Below are 16673 nucleotides of genomic sequence, written 5' to 3' on the forward strand. Positions count from 1 at the left end.
TTCCTCTGTTATAGCAGCCGTTTCTGCTCTGAGGCTTTTGCAACTTCCCCCGGCCACCTGTGGAGTTAGGAAATATTAAAATAGCCCAGTGGCTCTCTAACAATAGCTAGAAAGCAGTTTTTAGAGTGATTGATACGTTGGGTGTAGTAATTGGAGGGCGGCGTGGAAAGGCAAGGTGTCGGGCCTCGGGGTAACCCGAGGCCCGATTGGGCAATTAGTCGCGAGTGGGAATTGCCTGGACCACTTTAATAAAGTAATCCCAGAAATTGGCGACACTCTGGATATGTACCTTCTCTTCAGGAGAGTGAGCGCGGCGAATGGTTGGGCCAAAGGAAACCATATCCCAGTTGGGGTAGGGTTTGGCCAGCAATCCGCACTCCAGGCCGGCGTGAATAACTTTTACTTCAGCTTCCTCGCCAGTCATCTCTTTGTAGACATCCTTCATCATCGCCAGCAGCGGTGATTCGGGATTTGGTGTCCAGCCAGGGTAGTCGTTGTCCAGTGTTGTTTCTGCACCTGCCAGCTGGAAGGTGGCGGCGACATTGAGGCCGTGTTGGTCGCGGGCACTGTCAGAGAGGCTGCGTACAAGACATTGGATTTTTACTCGATGCTCACCGTTCTCCTCCATTGTTACAACACGGGCCAGATTGTTGGATGATTCAGCAATGCCTTCGAGAGCAGTGCTCATTCGCTCAACACCATTGGGGCAGCAGCGGATTGCGCGAATAAGGGTCAACTGGCTATCTGCGTCGAGGGTGTTGGCTGGAGTTTCGGTAGCTTCCAGGGTGATGTCCAGTGCCGCTTCATTGTCCAGTTCACGGGCAACTTGAGCGCTTTCGCTTTTTACAATTTCCTGTACTTTATCGACCGCTACTGAAGGCACGACAAGGGTTGTGAAGGATTCGCGGGGAATCGCATTGCGCAGGCTACCGCCATCCAGGCTGGCAATACGCAGCTCGGGGACCTGGGTTAGAGCGGCGTGGATAATGCGGTTTGCGATCTTGTTGGCATTGCCTCGGCCTTTGTCGATATCCAAGCCTGAATGCCCGCCACGGAGGCCGCGAACAGAGAGTTTTACTGCTTCGGCACCGGGCAGGATCGCTTCTGGCGTATAGGGCAGGCTGACATTGACGTCGACACCGCCGGCACAGCCGATATACAGCTCACCTTCATCTTCAGTATCCAGGTTGAGGAGCAGGTCAGCTTCAAAGTAGCCAGGCTTAAGATTCTTGGCGCCGGTCATGCCCGCTTCTTCATCGATTGTCAGCAGGGCTTCCAAGGCGGGGTGGGGAATATCAGTAGATTCCATCAGGGCCAGGATTGCGGCAACGCCAATACCATTGTCTGCGCCGAGTGTGGTGCCTTCCGCAGTTACCCAGTCTCCATCCACGTAGGGTTTGATTGAGTCAGTGAGAAAGTCGTGCTCAGTGTCGGCATTCTTCTGCGGCACCATATCCACATGGCTCTGCAGGGCCAGTGTCTTGCGGTTTTCCATACCAGGAGTGGCCGGCTTCTTGATCACAATATTGCCGATTTCATCCAGCTGAACGCCTAGGCCGCGTGCTTTAGCGAAGTTAACGATATGCTCCACTACGCGGTCTTCATGTTTGGATGGGCGTGGAATTTCACAGAGCTTGGAAAAGTGTGCCCACAGTGGAGTTGGGTTCAATTCAGCAATATTGCTCATGAGTGGCCTCGATTTATTCTATTGGTGCCGGAGCTATAAGCTAGCTGGCCGATCAAAGGCGGTGGGCTTTGGCCCCCGGCAGGAAAGCCCGGCGAGCGCCGGGCTTGGGTAAATGTGCAGGAATTTATTTCTGGGCCGCGTCGGCAGCCTCAGTTTTTTCAGCGTTCAGTTCAAAGGCGATGCGTCGTTTGTCTACATCGACAGACGCTACTTTAACTGAAACTTCCTGTTCTAGGTGGAAGCGTTTTTCATTGTGTGTAAGAACCAGGTGCTTGCCATCGAAGGTGGGCAGGTTCTTCTTATCGCCATTCATGCGCACAAAGCCGTCAATACCAAAGTCGTCGAGTCGCACGCCGATGCCTGCGCCGTTTACCAGGGTAATTTTCCCTGTAAATTCCTGGCCAACTTTCTTCTCGATAAATTGAGCGTAGAGCCATTGCTCCAGGGCTCGGTTGGCCTGGCGACCGCGAATCAGGCTTTCCTGCAGGGATTCAATTTTATCATCGGCCAGTGTGGAGGCTTTCTCTCCCTGCGCAGCAGCGCGCAGAACGCGGTGGTTGTGCAGGTCGTTGTACTTGCGAATTGGCGAGGTGACGGTGGCGTAGGCCTCGAGGCCCAGTCCCAGGTGAGCCCCTACCTTGTTATCGAGCTGGCCCGGGCGCAGCATACGCTTGAGCACGGCTAGCAGGTTGTTCATCTGCGGCTCTTCATGGTTTTCCAGGTGCTTAACCAGTGCAAGGTAATGCTCCAGTTGCCCCAGATCGGCCTCTGCATGCTCAGGTAGCAGTTCTTTCAGCAGGCTGCGAACTTCTCCCATGCGCTCTTCGCGGAAGCCCAAGTGAACAGAGAAGCAGCCCTGCTCAATCTCGGCGAGTTTGCCACCCATGCTGATATTGGTAGCGAGCATGGCTTCCTCGACCATTCGCTGAGCGATATTGCGTTCCTGCTTTTCGATACGCTCGATCTTGCGCTGATCGTTCAAGCGGATTTCATAGTCCGGGCGATCTTCCATTGCCAGTGAGTGGCTGGCACGGTATGCGGCGCGCGCTTCGTAGATCGCCGCCAAATTACGCAGACTGTCCTGTTGCTCCTGGGGCACGGCGGAGTCGTCACCCTCAATAAAGCGGCTGACTTGTTCATAGCTCAGTTTGTGCAGGGAGCGAATAGCGGCAAATTCATAGCGGCTATTACCAATGGTGCCATCGTTATCGATATCGATATGGATAACCAGGGCGGGGCGCAGCTCGCCGGGAACCAGGGAGAACAGGTTCTCACACAGGTTGCGGGGCAGCATGGGTAGGGTTTCGCCCGGTAAATACTGGCTGTGGGCCCGATTAAACGCCTCTTTATCCAGGGGGCTGTTCTCATCAATTAGCGACGATGGGTCTGCAATAGCAATGTGCAGGGTCCAGCCCCCGTCACGGCTGCTTACGGCCAGAGCGTCGTCCATATCGCGAGTGGTTTCCGCATCGATAGTTGCGAAGCCCAGCTCGGAAAGTTCGGTGCGCTCACCGGTAACTGTTGTCAGTTTCTCCGCAATTGTGTCCGCCTGCTTTTGTGCAGCGGCACCAAATTGCTCAGGCAGCTTGAATTGGGCGACAACATAGGCGTGTTCGATACCGGGCATATCGGGCTTGCCGATAACGGTTTCCACCTTGGCCTGGGCTCTGCCGTCTTTAAATGGATGGCGGTTTACTTTGCAGGCAATAAACTCTCCCGGCTGGGCCTTGCCGCGAGCCTTGGGAGGGAGAAAAATCCAGCGGGACAGGCCATTTTGCGTGGGCTGGATAAAGTGGCCCTGGCCGCGCTGTACATACTGGCCAACAAGGTAGTCGAGCTGGCTGTCGATCAATGCATCGAGCTCCGCCGCGAGTTTACCCTTGTTCTCCTCTGAGAGACTTACTCGAACCCGGTCACCGGGAAATACACGCTCCATTTCATTGGGAGGCAGGAAGGCTTCCCTCCCGTCATCCAACTCAACGAAGCCAAACTTGCCGTTACTGCCGCGAACCCGGCCTTCGGCAAACTCCTTACTGGAGCGAATATCTGTTTTCAGTTGCGAAAGTTGTTTTAGAGCGTCGGCATTCAGCATCGAGTTTATCTCTATGGGTCGATTTGGGCGCGGATTCTACCAGACCATACGCAGAGGATGTAACGCGCTTAGGCGGTGGAAATGATCTTAGTTGTCAGTGTTGTGAGGTTTTCAAAAATTTTTGAAAAAGTAGACATATTAAGGAAGGCTTCAAAAAGTGGTTCTTTGCCAGAAGATTTATACAGGAATCGTGTTCTCTTGAGGGGCAGTTATAGGAAATTTATAAGAGAGCCGCCAGCGGTAGGAGAGGGCCCGGTATTCAATGCCAATTGATGGAGAAATAAGAGCGTAGAGCTAGCCGCCTAGATTAATGACTGGGCGGCCCAAGTTATTCCGGGGCAAACGAATATCCTAAAAATGATATTTTGGTGTGATGCTTTAGCTATTCTAATGCTCATGTGTGCAAAATATGCAAACTTTGTCTGTGGGAGCTGGATATAATCTTATTCCAGATAAAAACAGATAAGGGCTGTGGTTGTTCCCCAGCTGTAGAACCGGCCTTCCGGAGAGGAACAGTTAATGAGTATTTTTTCCCATTCCGCCTACGATAAACACGAACAAGTGGCGTTTTACCAAGATGCAAAGAGTGGCTTGAAGGCCATTATCGCGGTACACAATACGAATTTGGGTCCCTCACTGGGTGGCTGCCGTATGTGGCCCTACGCCGACGATGGCGAGGCCCTGAATGATGTTCTCCGTCTTTCCCGGGGTATGACTTACAAGTCCGCAATGGCCGGTCTCAAGCTGGGTGGTGGCAAGTCCGTAATTATTGGTGACCCGCGCAAGGAAAAGACTCCTGAGTTACTGCGCGCTATGGGTGAATTTATTAATACCTTGGGCGGCCGTTATATCACTGCTGAAGATTCCGGCACAAGTGTGTCTGATATGAGTGTTATCGGTGAGACAACCGAGTTTGTCTCCGGCCTGTTTGCGGGCTCCGAGTATGGTGGTGATCCTTCCCCTTCGACTGCTTACGGTGTGTTTGTCGGCCTGAAAGCTGCGGTAGAACACCGCTGGGGCAAGACTGACCTGACCGGCTTAAAAGTCTCTATTCAAGGCGTGGGCAACGTCGGTTTCCGCCTGGGTAAACTATTGAAGGATGCCGGTGCGGAACTGTTTGTCACCGATATTTTCCAAGACAATATTGATCGTGCGGTTACAGAGCTTGGTGCCATAGCCGTAACTGCCGACGAAATCTTTGACCTGGACGTAGATCTGTTTGCCCCCTGTGCGATGGGTGCAATTCTCAACGATGACACCATCAGCCGTTTGAAGGTTCAGGCGATCGCTGGCGCGGCCAATAACCAGTTGGCGGAAGAGCGTCACGCTGAAGTGCTTCGCGAGAAAGGTATTTTGTACGCACCGGACTATGTCATTAATGCTGGCGGTATTATCGATGTTTACTACCAGCAGAAAGGCGATTACGACGCTGCAGAAGTGCGCGCTCATATCGAAGAGATTGGCAACACTATGAAAGAAGTGTTCGAGCGTGCCGATGAAACCGGCCAGACCACCGCTCACGTAGCGGACCGTGTTGCCGAGGAGCGCTTTGGTCACCATACGGTTGTAGGCGAGGCCGAAGACAAGTCTGGTACTGTGGCAGCGTAATGTTTTCAGCGCAGGAGTAGAGCTGGTGACCTGATTCCTTGGGCGATTGTCATCTCGCTTCTCTCTGTGATGTATTGATTTGGGCACTTCGGTGCCCATTTTTTTGCCTGGAATATTTGCTAAATTGCGGTTGGTAAAAGGTTTTGCTGACACTCTGGAGGAAAGCTGGCCTAAACTTGCCATCCTGAAATTGCGGTTTTTTAAAAGGGAGTGACAATATGGACTTGCGTCCGCTACTTATCAGCGTTGCCATCGCTATTACTGGCCTTACCGCTTGCGGAAAGTCTACCGATGATACGCCTCATGCGCTTTCGGTGGATAAGGAAGCAGCAGCCAGTAGTAAGGCTGCTGCATCCGATAAAGAGGCGTATGTCCCGCCACCCAAGTTGGAGATTCCTTTCCATAAGGAAGTATTGCCCAATGGCCTGACGGTGATTGTGCATGAAGACCACAAAGCCCCCGTTGTTTCTACCAATCTTTGGTACAAAGTTGGCTCTAAGGACGAGCCGCCAGGTAAAACCGGATTTGCTCATTTATTTGAGCACTTGATGTTTAACGGTAGCGAAAACTTCCCAGGGGAATATTTCGAACCCTTCCAGCGCTCTGGGGCCACCGATATGAATGGCACCACCAGCAATGACCGCACCAATTATTTTGTCACTGTGCCCAAAGGCGCCCTGGATATGGCGCTGTGGATGGAGTCCGACCGAATGGGGCATTTTAAAGGTGCAATTACCCAGGAGGTTTTGGATGAGCAGCGCGGTGTTGTAAAAAATGAAAAGCGCCAGGGGGAGAATGCACCTTATGGCAAAGCGTTCGATATTATTGCCAAGAGCACCTTCCCCAAAGGACACCCCTATTCGTGGACGCCGATTGGCTCGATGGAGGACCTGGACAACGCCAGTCTTGAAGATGTCAAAAAATGGTTTGAGGACCATTATCAGCCCGCTAATGCAGTTTTGGTAATTGCGGGTGATGTTACGGTCAAAGATGCGATGGCCAAGGTGCGCAAATATTTTGGTGATATCCCGAGCACAGGTGTACAACCGCGTATTAAGAATTGGGAACTACCCACCCAAGTGAAAAAGAGAGAGGTAGTTTACGATCAGGTGCCCCAAACTCGAATTTACAAGGTATGGAATGTACCTGCAGTGGGTAGCGAAGTGGAAGACGCGCTGGAATTAATGACTTCCCTTCTCGCCAATAGAAAAAACTCTCTTCTTTACCGCCGTTTGGTTCGTGATGAGCAAGTGGCTACCAGCGTCAGCGCTTTTTATTATGGCCGTCAGCTTGCAGGGCAGTTGATGATTATCGTCGACGTGAAACCCGGGCAGTCCGTAGAAAAAGTTGAAGACTTACTGAATAAAGAATTAAAGCAATTCGCAAAAAATGGTGTGAATGCTGATGAGCTGCGCCGGGTTAAACAGAGTGAGTTTGCCGGGCTGGTAAAGGGGTTGGAAAAAACCGGTGGTTTTGGTGGTAAGAGTGACATCCTTGCCCAGTCGGAGTTTTATTTTGGTGATCCCGGAGCCTTGATAGAAGGCGTGGAGGATTATGCAAAAGTATCCGCTCTCGAAGTTCAGGAAGTGGCTGAGCAGTGGTTGAAAGAGGACTCCTACACCTTAATTATGGAGCCGAAGCAGAAGTATACGGCAGCGGCGGAAGGTGCTGACCGCAGCAAACTCCCCGAGGTGGATAAAAATGTAGAGCTGGAACTGCCAAAACAAAAAGAATTTACTCTCAAAAATGGATTAAAAGTTGTTCTGGCTGAACGCCATGACACTCCCGTGGTACTGATGAATCTGCAATTTCGCAGTGGCGCCTCCGCAGATAAAAATAAGCCGGGTCTGGCTTCAGTTGCGGCGCAAATGCTGAACGAAGGTGCGGGTGATCTGGATAGCCTGGAATTTAGCTCTCGCTCAGAAGAGCTTGGTGTAAATATTGGTGGTGGTAGCGGCCTTGATTATAACAATATCAGCATGAGTGCCCTTAAGACGCAGCTGGAGCCATCGCTGGAGCTATTTGAGAAGGTGGTTACTGAACCTCGTTTCCCCGAGTCCGACCTGGAGCGGGTTAAGTCCAATCGCCTGGATGCAATAGCCCAGGAAAAAGCCCAGCCTCAGGGCTTGGCTATGCGTGAACTGCCGCCGCTGCTATTTGGAGAAAACCACCCTTATGGCTCTCCCTTGACGGGATCGGGTACTCCTGAGGGAATTAAGTCCATAACCCGTGAGGATCTGGTTAATTTCCAAAAGACCTGGGTGCGACCGGATAATGCAACCCTGACGATCGTGGGCGATGTTACTGAAAAAGAAATAGAGCTTCTGCTGAATGAAACACTCGGAAAGTGGACTGCTCCTAAATCAGAGCTTCCCAAAATTGACGTTGCCAAGGTGCCCCGTCCGGAAAAGGCTCGAGTTTATTTGCTTGACCGCCCCGGCGCACAACAGAGTTATATCATGGCGGGTTTGCTGATGCCGCCTTGGCAGCCGCAGGGAGCTGAAGCTTTTGATGCGATGACAAATATTATTGCCGGAAAGTTCACTTCCCGGGTCAATATGAATCTTCGTGAGAACAAGCATTGGTCCTATGGTGCCCGCGCGGTTTCCCTCGATACAGAAGGGCAGCGTCCTTATATCCTCTTTGCTCCTGTGCAAACTGATAAAACAGCTCCAGCCATTAAGGAATTGGTAAAAGAGTATGAGGAATACTTAGGAGAGCGTCCTATCACTGCAAAAGAGCTTGAGGACTACCAGAATGATGAAGTCCTAAAGCAAAGTGCTCGATTCCAGACCAAAGGGCAATTGCTTTCCAGTATTAATTGGCAGGTGGAGAAGGGGCTTCCAGAGGAATATATTGCTGAATATCCACAGCGGGTTTCAGCACTGAATAAGGAAAAAGTGGAGGCCTCCGCGAAGGAGTATCTTGCGCCAGATCAATTCACCTGGGTGATTGTTGGGGATCTGAGTAAGATTAAAGGCGAGGTTGAAGCCTTGGATATTGGCCCCGTTGAGGTGCTTCCTGCAAAGGACTGATTGAAATTATTTCCCCGCCCTGTTTGGGCGGGGAAATAGAGTTTAAGCTTTAAAACTGGGGCGCTCTTTAAGTTGTTCACGCCACCTGATTAGGTGAGAGTGCTTGGACGGATCGGGTCGAAGGTTTTGAACTTTGCCGAAATCCAGTCCGCAAACCATGCTGATATCGGCCACTGAAAAATAGTCACCAACCAGGTATTCATGGTCTGAAAAGTGATTGTCGAGGGTATCCATAAACTTCAGGGCTCGTTTGCCTGAATCCTCACCAAAATCGGGGTAAACATTCATCCGGTCCTTAAAGAAACCGGAAACGTGCTGGAAACACATCCCGACAGGAAACATAAGGTTAAAGTCGGCACGGCGATTCCACATTTCCACCAGTGCTTTTTCCTTGGGGGTGCGGCCGAAGAGTGGTGGCTCTGGGTGTAGCTCCTCAAAATAACGCTGAATGGCCACTGATTCCGCAATGTAAGTGCCGTCATCCAGCTCCATTACGGGTACTTTTTTATTGATATCTTTGCTTCGAAACTCTGAGCTAAGATTTTCCCCTTTTGTAATATCTATTCCGACATATTCTGCATCTAACCCCTTTTCTGCCATAAACATGCGAACACGTCGACAGTTTGGTGCTGCTGCGAACTCATAGATTTTCATAGAGGCTTCCTCTCGCCTGGGTAATTGCGTAGATTGTGCGATCTTGGTAAAGGACGTTAAGAATCTAAAAGAGATCTACTGGGGACGACAATGACAACAAAGACCAACCGAAGCTACTTTGTCAACCGCGCAGCCGCCGTGGCTTTGTCGGTATTTGCCGGGCTTTTCAGTTTGCAGGCGAGTGCTGAGAGCATCGCAATTTACGCTGGCAAATTATTTGATAGCAGTAATGGAAAATTATTGGAAGACCGCACCATTCATATTGTCGACGGACGGGTTGAGTCCGTGCAGAAAGGGTTTGCCAAGCGCGATCGAGAGCGCTTGGTCGACTTGAGAGAATATACGGTATTGCCAGGTTTGATGGATATGCACAGCCATCTCACTTACGAGTTTGGGCCGCGTGCTTATATGGAGTCTTTCAGCTGGAATACTGCCGATTTTACCTTGCGCGGCGTGGATGCTGCACATCGCACTCTACAGGCTGGATTCACCACGATTCGAAATCTTGGTGATCACGACAACGTGACTGTGAGTTTACGTAATGCAATCAACAAAGGCCTGGTGGAAGGTCCGCGTATTTATACGGCGGCAAAGACAATCGCAACTACCGGTGGGCACGCTGACCCCACCAATGGGCTCAGGCAGGACCTGATGGGGAACCCTGGCCCGGTGGATGGTGTTATTGATGGGCCTATCAGCGCGCGCAAAGCGATTCGTCAGCGCTATAAGGACGGCGCTGACCTGATCAAGATCACCGCGACTGGTGGAGTCTTGAGTGTGGCAAAGAGCGGCCAGAACCCTCAATTTATGCAGGATGAGTTGGAGGCAATTGTTGAGGCTGCTAAGGACTATGGTTTCACGGTTGCAGTACATGCCCACGGTAAGGAGGGAATGATCCGCGCAATTCGTGCTGGAGTGGACTCCATTGAACACGGCACCTATATGGATAATGAAGTGATGGACCTGATGCGCCGTAACAACACTTGGTTTGTGCCGACTCTAATGGCTGGCGAGTGGGTGACAGAAAAATCGGCGATTGAAGGCTTCCTGCCGGACCTGGTGCGCCCGAAAGCCGCGACAATGGGGCCTTTAATGCAGGATACTTTTAGCCGCGCTCACAAGCGCGGAGTAAAAATTGCATTTGGAACGGATACCGGTGTTACCCGTCACGGCGATAATGCCCGTGAATTTTTACTGATGGTGCAGGGTGGAATGAGCCCGGCCGATGCATTGCGTTCAGCGACTTGGAATGCGGCCCAGCTGCTGCAAGTACAGGATGAACTGGGCAGCATTAGCGAGGGCAAGATAGCTGATATTATCGCTGTGGCTGGAAATCCCCTGGAAGATATTTCGGAAATGCAACGGGTTCTGTTTGTAATGAAAGAAGGCGTTATTTACAAAGAGTCCAGCGAGCTGCCAAGTGATGTGTTTCTTGAGCAAGATATCAGCGGTTAGCCGGTAGAGAAGAATGGCAGTGAAACAGCAAGGCTGTTGTGCTGTTTCACTGCTGGCAAGACATCAGCTACTGAGGGGGAGCAGGGAAGAATCGAAATGCACTGTGGATATATTCAAGCCCCGAACGGCCCCAAGCGCGGTGTATCCTTCCTGTCTTCGTATGTGAGTAGCTATTGCTCCGTATTAGTCCTCGAGTTCGTATACCAGATCCAGATTGACGGTAAGAGTGGTTTCTCCCGGTGAAATGGGGGTGGAAGCGCTGTCTTTCATGGCCGCCATTTCAGTGCGGTACATGGGGCGTGGCATACCGCCGTTGCCATTTTCTGAAATACTGACAATGCGACGTACTTTTGTACCCAGCGCTTTGGCGTACATTTCTGCACGTTCCTGGGCGTCTTCAAGGGCTTTTTCCCGGGCTTTGGCTTGAACTGGAGCAGGTTCACCAATTTCGAAGCTCGGACCGTTGATCTGGTTGGCGCCAGCGGCAGTAAGGTTGTCCAAGACCTTGCCGAGTTCATCCAGTTTGCGAACCTTCACGCTGACGGTATTTCGCGCGGTGTAACCAGTGATCCGGGGTTTTTTGTTTTGCTGGTACTGGTAGCGCGGAGACAGGTTAACGCCTGTGGTTTGAATATCTTTCTTGTTGATACCCGATTTTTTGATGGCGGCCATTAAAGACTCCATCTGATTGGCGTTATCGCGCATTGCCTGTTTGCTGTCCTCTGACTCGGTTACCACTCCGACAGAAATTTTTGCGATATCAGGAACCTGACTTGCCTCCCCTCGTGCAGCGATGGATACCATGGTCCCCCGGTCTTCTGGAGCCCGCTCGTTACCACAAGCGGTGGCGAGCAGGGCGAGAAGGGAAATTACTGAAATTTTTACTGCTTTCATAATGCTTCCTTATCCATTGAGTGCTGATTGTTGTGACGAAAATGGCGCCATTATTTTATAAATTGAATCCTGAACCGCAGCTGAGCCGGTGTGCCTTTTAGGTGTGAAATATGCTCTAGCGGCGGTGGTAAAAATCACTCTGTCCTCTTAGCTCTAAAGCTTTAAGAGTTAAAAACCTGCTGGTAAGTTTCATCCTTATCGTGATAGATGGCGAATCCCAGCCTGAGAAACTGTTGTCGGCGATCACACAGAACTGCTCGAGCCTTGAGCTCTTCCTGAACCCTCTGTGAGATTTCTGGTTGTGAGCAGTCAAATGTGAAAAAGTGGCCGTGACCTTCTTCCAGATCATGACAAATCAAGTTGTTGCGATTCAAGATGGGGTGGTCTGAGTTATCCATGCTATTCAGAAATCGGGTTTGCGCATTGAGAACATAGCCGTGTATTTTCTCGATGGTAATGCCTTCGCGATGGAATAAATCGAAAATAGCCAGGGCTTTGTAGAGTGTTGAATAGTCCATGGTCGCCCCGGCAAAGCGCAGCCAATTGTCGCTATATCCGACTTCTCCCGAGCGATTCTCCAGCTCAGCCATTTCTGCGAACCAGCCGGTATTTACAGGGCGCAGTGTGCAGTTCGCAGGAATTGTCATAAAACACAGGCCTTCACCGGCGCCTAGGTACTTATATGATCCTGCCGTAAAAAAAACCTTGTCTGCAACGGTTGAAAGATCGATTGGGCGGGCAAAAAAACCGTGATATCCATCGATAACGAATTGTGTGCCATGCGGTTTCTGTGCCGCAACCTCCAGCAGCCGGGGAAACACCACACCGGAGTCAAAAAATACCAGGCTGGCATAGGCCAGATGGTATTCATTTTTATGTAGTTCGGTTTCAAATCTTTCCGCCAGGGTGGCGTAGGGTTCTTTGGCAACTCTCGTTACCTCTACTTGAGGAAGCTCTTCCAGACGTTGTAGTTGGCGAGTAAAACTGTAGAACTCTCCGTCTGTAGTGAGAATGCGCAATGGTTTACTGGGGTCGAATGAACTCAGTAGCCGATACACTAGTTCATGGGTATTTGGGGCTATAGCGATCAAGTCTGCCCTGGGCAAGTTGAGGGATTTTGCGATCGCCGCTTGCCATGAGGGTATCTTCTCCTCAAAAATTGGCCCCCATTTTTCATCGGCCAGAAGTGCTGAATCGCGCCAGTACTGCTGTAGTGCATCAAGGGTAACATCGGGCCAGTAGTGGTGGGAGTGGCAAGCCATGTGCAGCATGGAAGAGGGACTGCCACTGGGCGCCTGAAGGAACTCGCGATAGAATTTTTTATACATATGCGTTTAGCTTTAAAAAGCCGATTTATTTGTTATGGGCTGATTGTAGAGCTTGGCAACAAGAAGGAGTAGAGGGTGAAGTACTTACACACGATGGTTCGCGTAACCAATCTGGATGAATCTCTGGCGTTTTACTGTGAAAAGCTGGGCCTGCAGGTCGTTAGTCGAAATGATTATGATAAAGGGCGTTTCACCCTAGTGTATCTCGCAGCTCCCGAGGATCTTGAAGCGGCCAGGGAGAATAAGGCCCCGACATTGGAACTCACTTACAATTGGGACCCGGAAAGCTACACTGGCGGGCGGAATTTCGGACACCTGGCATATCGGGTAAATGATATTTACGGGGTGTGCCAACGCATGATGGATCAGGGGGTGGTCATCAATAGGCCTCCGAGAGACGGCCATATGGCATTTCTTCGCTCCCCAGATGGGATTTCCATTGAGTTGCTGCAAAGTGGAGAGCCCCTCCCACCCCAGGAGCCCTGGATGTCTATGGATAATCAGGGTGAGTGGTAGCCCGGGATAGTTGAAGCCTGAGATAAATTCTGACGGCCAAGAAAAAGAGAAAGTGAGTGAAAAATACCAGTTGTATTCTACTGGCCGGAGAGACGGCTGCGCGGCGCATACGTGAAGAGGGGTTGTCCCAGAGACAATTTTCGACGCTGGTCGGCGCTTCCGGCGGTCCCAAGTGGCTGGTGATTAGCCAGTTGGATCGGGTATTGATGGGGGAGTTCTTCAAGGCGCGGAGCGAGCCAATTGTCACCTTGGGATCATCTATCGGTAGTTTTCGCAACATGTGTTACGCAATGGCAGAGCCGCTATCAGCACTTGAACGATTAGAGCATCACTACATCTACCAAGCCTATTCTGACAAGCCCTCCCCTGAAGAGATTACTGCCGGCGGTCGCAAGATGCTGCAGGCAGTGTTGGGTGCTGAAGGTGCGCGCGAGGTAGTGGAAAATCCCATTTGGCACAGCCACTTTGTGGCGGTCAGGGGCAGGGGGCCACTGGCCAGTGAAAACAAGGCGCTGTTGGCGCCGGCATTACTCGCCTCGGCACTGGCAAATGCTGTATCTCGCAACAGCCTGAGCGCTTTTTGGGAGCGGGTGGTTTTTCATTCGCAAGAGTCGGCAGGCATCCACTTCCAGAACCTGAGCACCGAAAATATTCCGCTGACTGAGCAGAATACCTGTGCTGCTGTACTGGCCAGTGGCTGTATCCCTTTGGTAATGACAGGGGTGCAGACACCGGAGGGAGCTCCACAGGGTAATTATCGCGATGGCGGTATCACCGATTACCACTTTGATCTGCGCTTCCGCCACCCCCAGGGCCTAGTGCTCTACCCGCACTTTTTCCCCTATATGGTGCCCGGCTGGTTTGATAAAGGGCTCTCTTGGCGACGGGTTCGCGGAGATGCCATGCAATCCACTCTGGTTGTGGCTCCTTCGCCCAAATTTGTTGCCTCCTTGCCCTATGGAAAAATTCCAGACCGCAATGATTTCTACAAGCTCGACCGTGAAGACCGTTTGAAGTACTGGGGGCGGGTGGTTGATCTCAGTCGCCGGGTGGCAGATGATTTTTATGAAATTTGGCAAAGTGGCCGGGCGGCTGAACATTTAATTGAGGTGGGTGCGGAGGATGTCCCTCATATGTTGGAGCAGGTCAGGGCAGCATAGGTATGGTGCAGGAATTTAACAGTCCCCAGGAAGAGTACCGCACAACCCAGGAGAGGGTTTATTTTCAGGTGCGGGATGCCATTCTGCGGGGAAAGTTTTTGCCGGGTAGGGCGATTACTATCCGGGGTCTGGCCTCGGAGCTTAATTGCAGTCCAATGCCGGTTCGCGAAGCGTTGCGTCGCCTGACCTCGGAGCGGGCCTTGGAGCTGTCAGATACCCGCCGGGTCAGGGTGCCGACAATGACCCCGGAAAAACTGGCAGAGATTTGTGCCGCTCGTGTGGCCCTGGAGTGTCAGGCCGCTGAACAGGCCCTGCCATTGGTCGGGGATGCAGAATTAGCGCAACTTCGGGAGCTGGATGAGCGTGTAACAGAAGCTCTCGCTCAGAAAGACATCGAGCGCTATGTAACCACTAATCTGGAATTTCACTTTACCCTTTATCGCCTGGGGCAGCCCCATATCATCCTATCCCTGATCGAGAGCCTGTGGCTACAGACAGCTCCCCTCCAGCACTTGGTTTTCCAGCGCTTTGGCGTGCAGGAGTTGCCAGACCGGCATCAAGATCTGCTCGAAGCTATTGCCAGTAAAGATGAGTTGAAGGTGCGCAAAGCCATTCAGCAGGATATTGAAGAGGGGCTCGGCTCTATCTCTGCAGAGGAGCTGCTGTAGCGGCTCCTTTCCCCCCCAGTTGACTATTTAGTTCCCTTTTTTCTCCTCGCACTGGCGCGATTCGACCTTATGTTTTCGGTAAGGGCAGATAGACCTTGCGCTTCTGTCGATGGCCCCACTAGAATGTGATCACAAATTAGTGGTAACGATTTGGCCTTTTGAGCCCGATTGGTGGGCGCTGAGCAAGGCCTGTGAAAGCCAGGAGAGAAATATGAACAAGACTGAGCTGCAGCAACACGACCGTGAGCACCTGCTACACCCATTTACTGACTTCCATGACTTGGGCCAGCAGGGGACCCGTGTGATTACCAGCGCCGAGGGCGCTTACATCACCGATATTGATGGCAACAAAATGCTTGATGGCATGTCAGGCCTCTGGTGTTGCAACCTCGGCTACAGCCGCAAAGAAATCAGCAATGCGATCTACGAGCAGCTGAATACCCTGCCTTTCTATAACAGCTTCTTCCAGTGCACTACGGTGCCCTCGATTGAACTGGCCGACGCCTTGGCTGAAGTGACCCCGGCGCATATGAACAATGTGTTCTTCACGGGTTCCGGTTCCGAGGCAAATGATACTAACCTGCGCCTGATCCGCCGTTTCTGGGATATCCAGGAAAAGCCGGAGAAGCGCATCGTTATTTCCCGTAAGAATGGCTATCACGGCTCTACCATTGCCGGTGCCAGCCTGGGTGGTATGAGTGGTATGCACAAGCAATTCCAGCCGCTCGACTACATTGAGTACGTACAGCAGCCCTACTGGTTTGGTGAGGGCGGCGATATGTCTCCAGAGGAGTTTGGTATCCAAGCGGCTCGCAGCCTGGATGAGAAAATCCAGGCGCTGGGCCCGGATAATGTTGCGGCGTTTATCGCTGAGCCAATCCAGGGGGCTGGCGGCGTAATTATCCCGCCGGAAACCTATTGGCCGGAAGTCAAGAAGGTGCTGGACCAGTACGACATCCTGCTGGTGATGGATGAAGTGATTTTTGGTTTCGGTCGCACCGGTGAGTGGTTCGGTGCTGACTATTACGGCATGAAGCCCGACCTGATGACTTTCGCCAAAGCAGTAACCAATGGCTACTTCCCCCTGGGCGGTACCATGGTGAGTGATCGTGTCGCTGAGGTGATCAAAACCAAAGGTGGCGAGTTTACCCACGGTTACACCTACTCCGCGCATCCGGCTGCCTGTATGGCAGGTCTGGCAACTATCAATATTCTGCGCAACGAGAAGATTATCGAGAATGTCCGCGATATAACCGGCCCCTATTTGTCCAAGCGCTGGGCTGAACTGGCGGAGCATCCGATCGTTGGCGAAACCCGCAGTTTGGGTATGGTCGGTGCCTTGGAGCTGGTAAAAGATAAGGCCAGCCGCGCTCGTTTTGATGATGACTGCACCGCTGGTGCGGTATGTCGTGACCTGAGTATCAAGCACGGTTTGGTGATGCGCGCCGTTGGCGATGCCATGGTTATCGCACCGCCGCTGATTATGACCACTGAACAGGTCGATGAGCTGGTAGAAAAAGCGCACCGCGCCCTGGACGACACTGCTAAAGCACTGGCGTAACATAGCGGCAAGATA

Annotated in this window: 12 protein-coding genes; 7 read left to right on the plus strand and 5 right to left on the minus strand. The window is 51.8% G+C overall.

The features are described 5' to 3' along the window. Nucleotides 1-214 precede the first annotated feature (214 nt). Nucleotides 215-1687, minus strand: a complete 1473-nt coding sequence (locus tag ACJJIS_RS06105) for an aminoacyl-histidine dipeptidase (protein ID WP_475709706.1) — start codon at nt 1685-1687, stop codon at nt 215-217. Between the two features lie 124 nt (nt 1688-1811). Next, on the minus strand, nt 1812-3779 hold the full coding sequence (locus ACJJIS_RS06110; protein WP_444907731.1) for a VacB/RNase II family 3'-5' exoribonuclease: 1968 nt from the start codon (nt 3777-3779) through the stop codon (nt 1812-1814). A 519-nt stretch (nt 3780-4298) separates the two neighbouring features. Between ACJJIS_RS06110 and ACJJIS_RS06115 the strand changes: the two genes are divergently transcribed. Further along, nucleotides 4299-5387 (plus strand): Glu/Leu/Phe/Val dehydrogenase dimerization domain-containing protein, encoded by a 1089-nt coding sequence (locus tag ACJJIS_RS06115; protein WP_475709707.1) that lies wholly within the window; start codon nt 4299-4301, stop codon nt 5385-5387. Between the two features lie 218 nt (nt 5388-5605). Beyond that, a complete protein-coding gene (locus ACJJIS_RS06120) occupies nt 5606-8422 on the plus strand; it encodes a M16 family metallopeptidase (protein WP_475709708.1) in 2817 nt (938 codons plus the stop codon). Between the two features lie 42 nt (nt 8423-8464). Here the strand turns inward: ACJJIS_RS06120 and ACJJIS_RS06125 are convergent, their stop codons facing one another. Beyond that, nucleotides 8465-9076: a glutathione S-transferase family protein gene (locus ACJJIS_RS06125; protein WP_444897963.1), complete on the minus strand. Its 612-nt coding sequence runs from the start codon at nt 9074-9076 to the stop codon at nt 8465-8467. Between the two features lie 90 nt (nt 9077-9166). Here ACJJIS_RS06125 and ACJJIS_RS06130 point away from each other — a divergent pair, with 90 nt between their 5' ends. Continuing rightward, nucleotides 9167-10531, plus strand: a complete 1365-nt coding sequence (locus ACJJIS_RS06130) for a metal-dependent hydrolase family protein (protein ID WP_475709709.1) — start codon at nt 9167-9169, stop codon at nt 10529-10531. A 183-nt stretch (nt 10532-10714) separates the two neighbouring features. Here the strand turns inward: ACJJIS_RS06130 and ACJJIS_RS06135 are convergent, their stop codons facing one another. Continuing rightward, on the minus strand, nt 10715-11425 hold the full coding sequence (locus ACJJIS_RS06135; protein ID WP_444893270.1) for an SIMPL domain-containing protein: 711 nt from the start codon (nt 11423-11425) through the stop codon (nt 10715-10717). A gap of 161 nt (nt 11426-11586) precedes the next feature. Further along, nucleotides 11587-12753, minus strand: coding sequence for an aminotransferase class V-fold PLP-dependent enzyme (locus ACJJIS_RS06140; RefSeq protein ID WP_475709710.1), 1167 nt, complete (start codon nt 12751-12753; stop codon nt 11587-11589). Between the two features lie 75 nt (nt 12754-12828). On the opposite strand from ACJJIS_RS06140, the gene ACJJIS_RS06145 reads away from it, so the two are divergent. The 4 genes from ACJJIS_RS06145 (at nt 12829) to ACJJIS_RS06160 (ending at nt 16658) form a co-directional block, all read left to right on the plus strand. Then, a complete protein-coding gene (locus ACJJIS_RS06145; protein ID WP_444897960.1) occupies nt 12829-13269 on the plus strand; it encodes a VOC family protein in 441 nt (146 codons plus the stop codon). Nucleotides 13270-13325: 56 nt separating this feature from the next. Continuing rightward, a complete protein-coding gene (locus ACJJIS_RS06150) occupies nt 13326-14429 on the plus strand; it encodes a hypothetical protein (RefSeq protein ID WP_475709711.1) in 1104 nt (367 codons plus the stop codon). A gap of 2 nt (nt 14430-14431) precedes the next feature. Then, nucleotides 14432-15097: a GntR family transcriptional regulator gene (locus ACJJIS_RS06155; protein ID WP_282932023.1), complete on the plus strand. Its 666-nt coding sequence runs from the start codon at nt 14432-14434 to the stop codon at nt 15095-15097. A 211-nt stretch (nt 15098-15308) separates the two neighbouring features. Further along, nucleotides 15309-16658: an aspartate aminotransferase family protein gene (locus ACJJIS_RS06160; protein ID WP_475709712.1), complete on the plus strand. Its 1350-nt coding sequence runs from the start codon at nt 15309-15311 to the stop codon at nt 16656-16658. The last annotated feature ends 15 nt before the right edge of the window (nt 16659-16673 follow it).

The sequence above is a fragment of the Microbulbifer maximicatervae (SeqCode) genome (assembly GCF_056231245.1).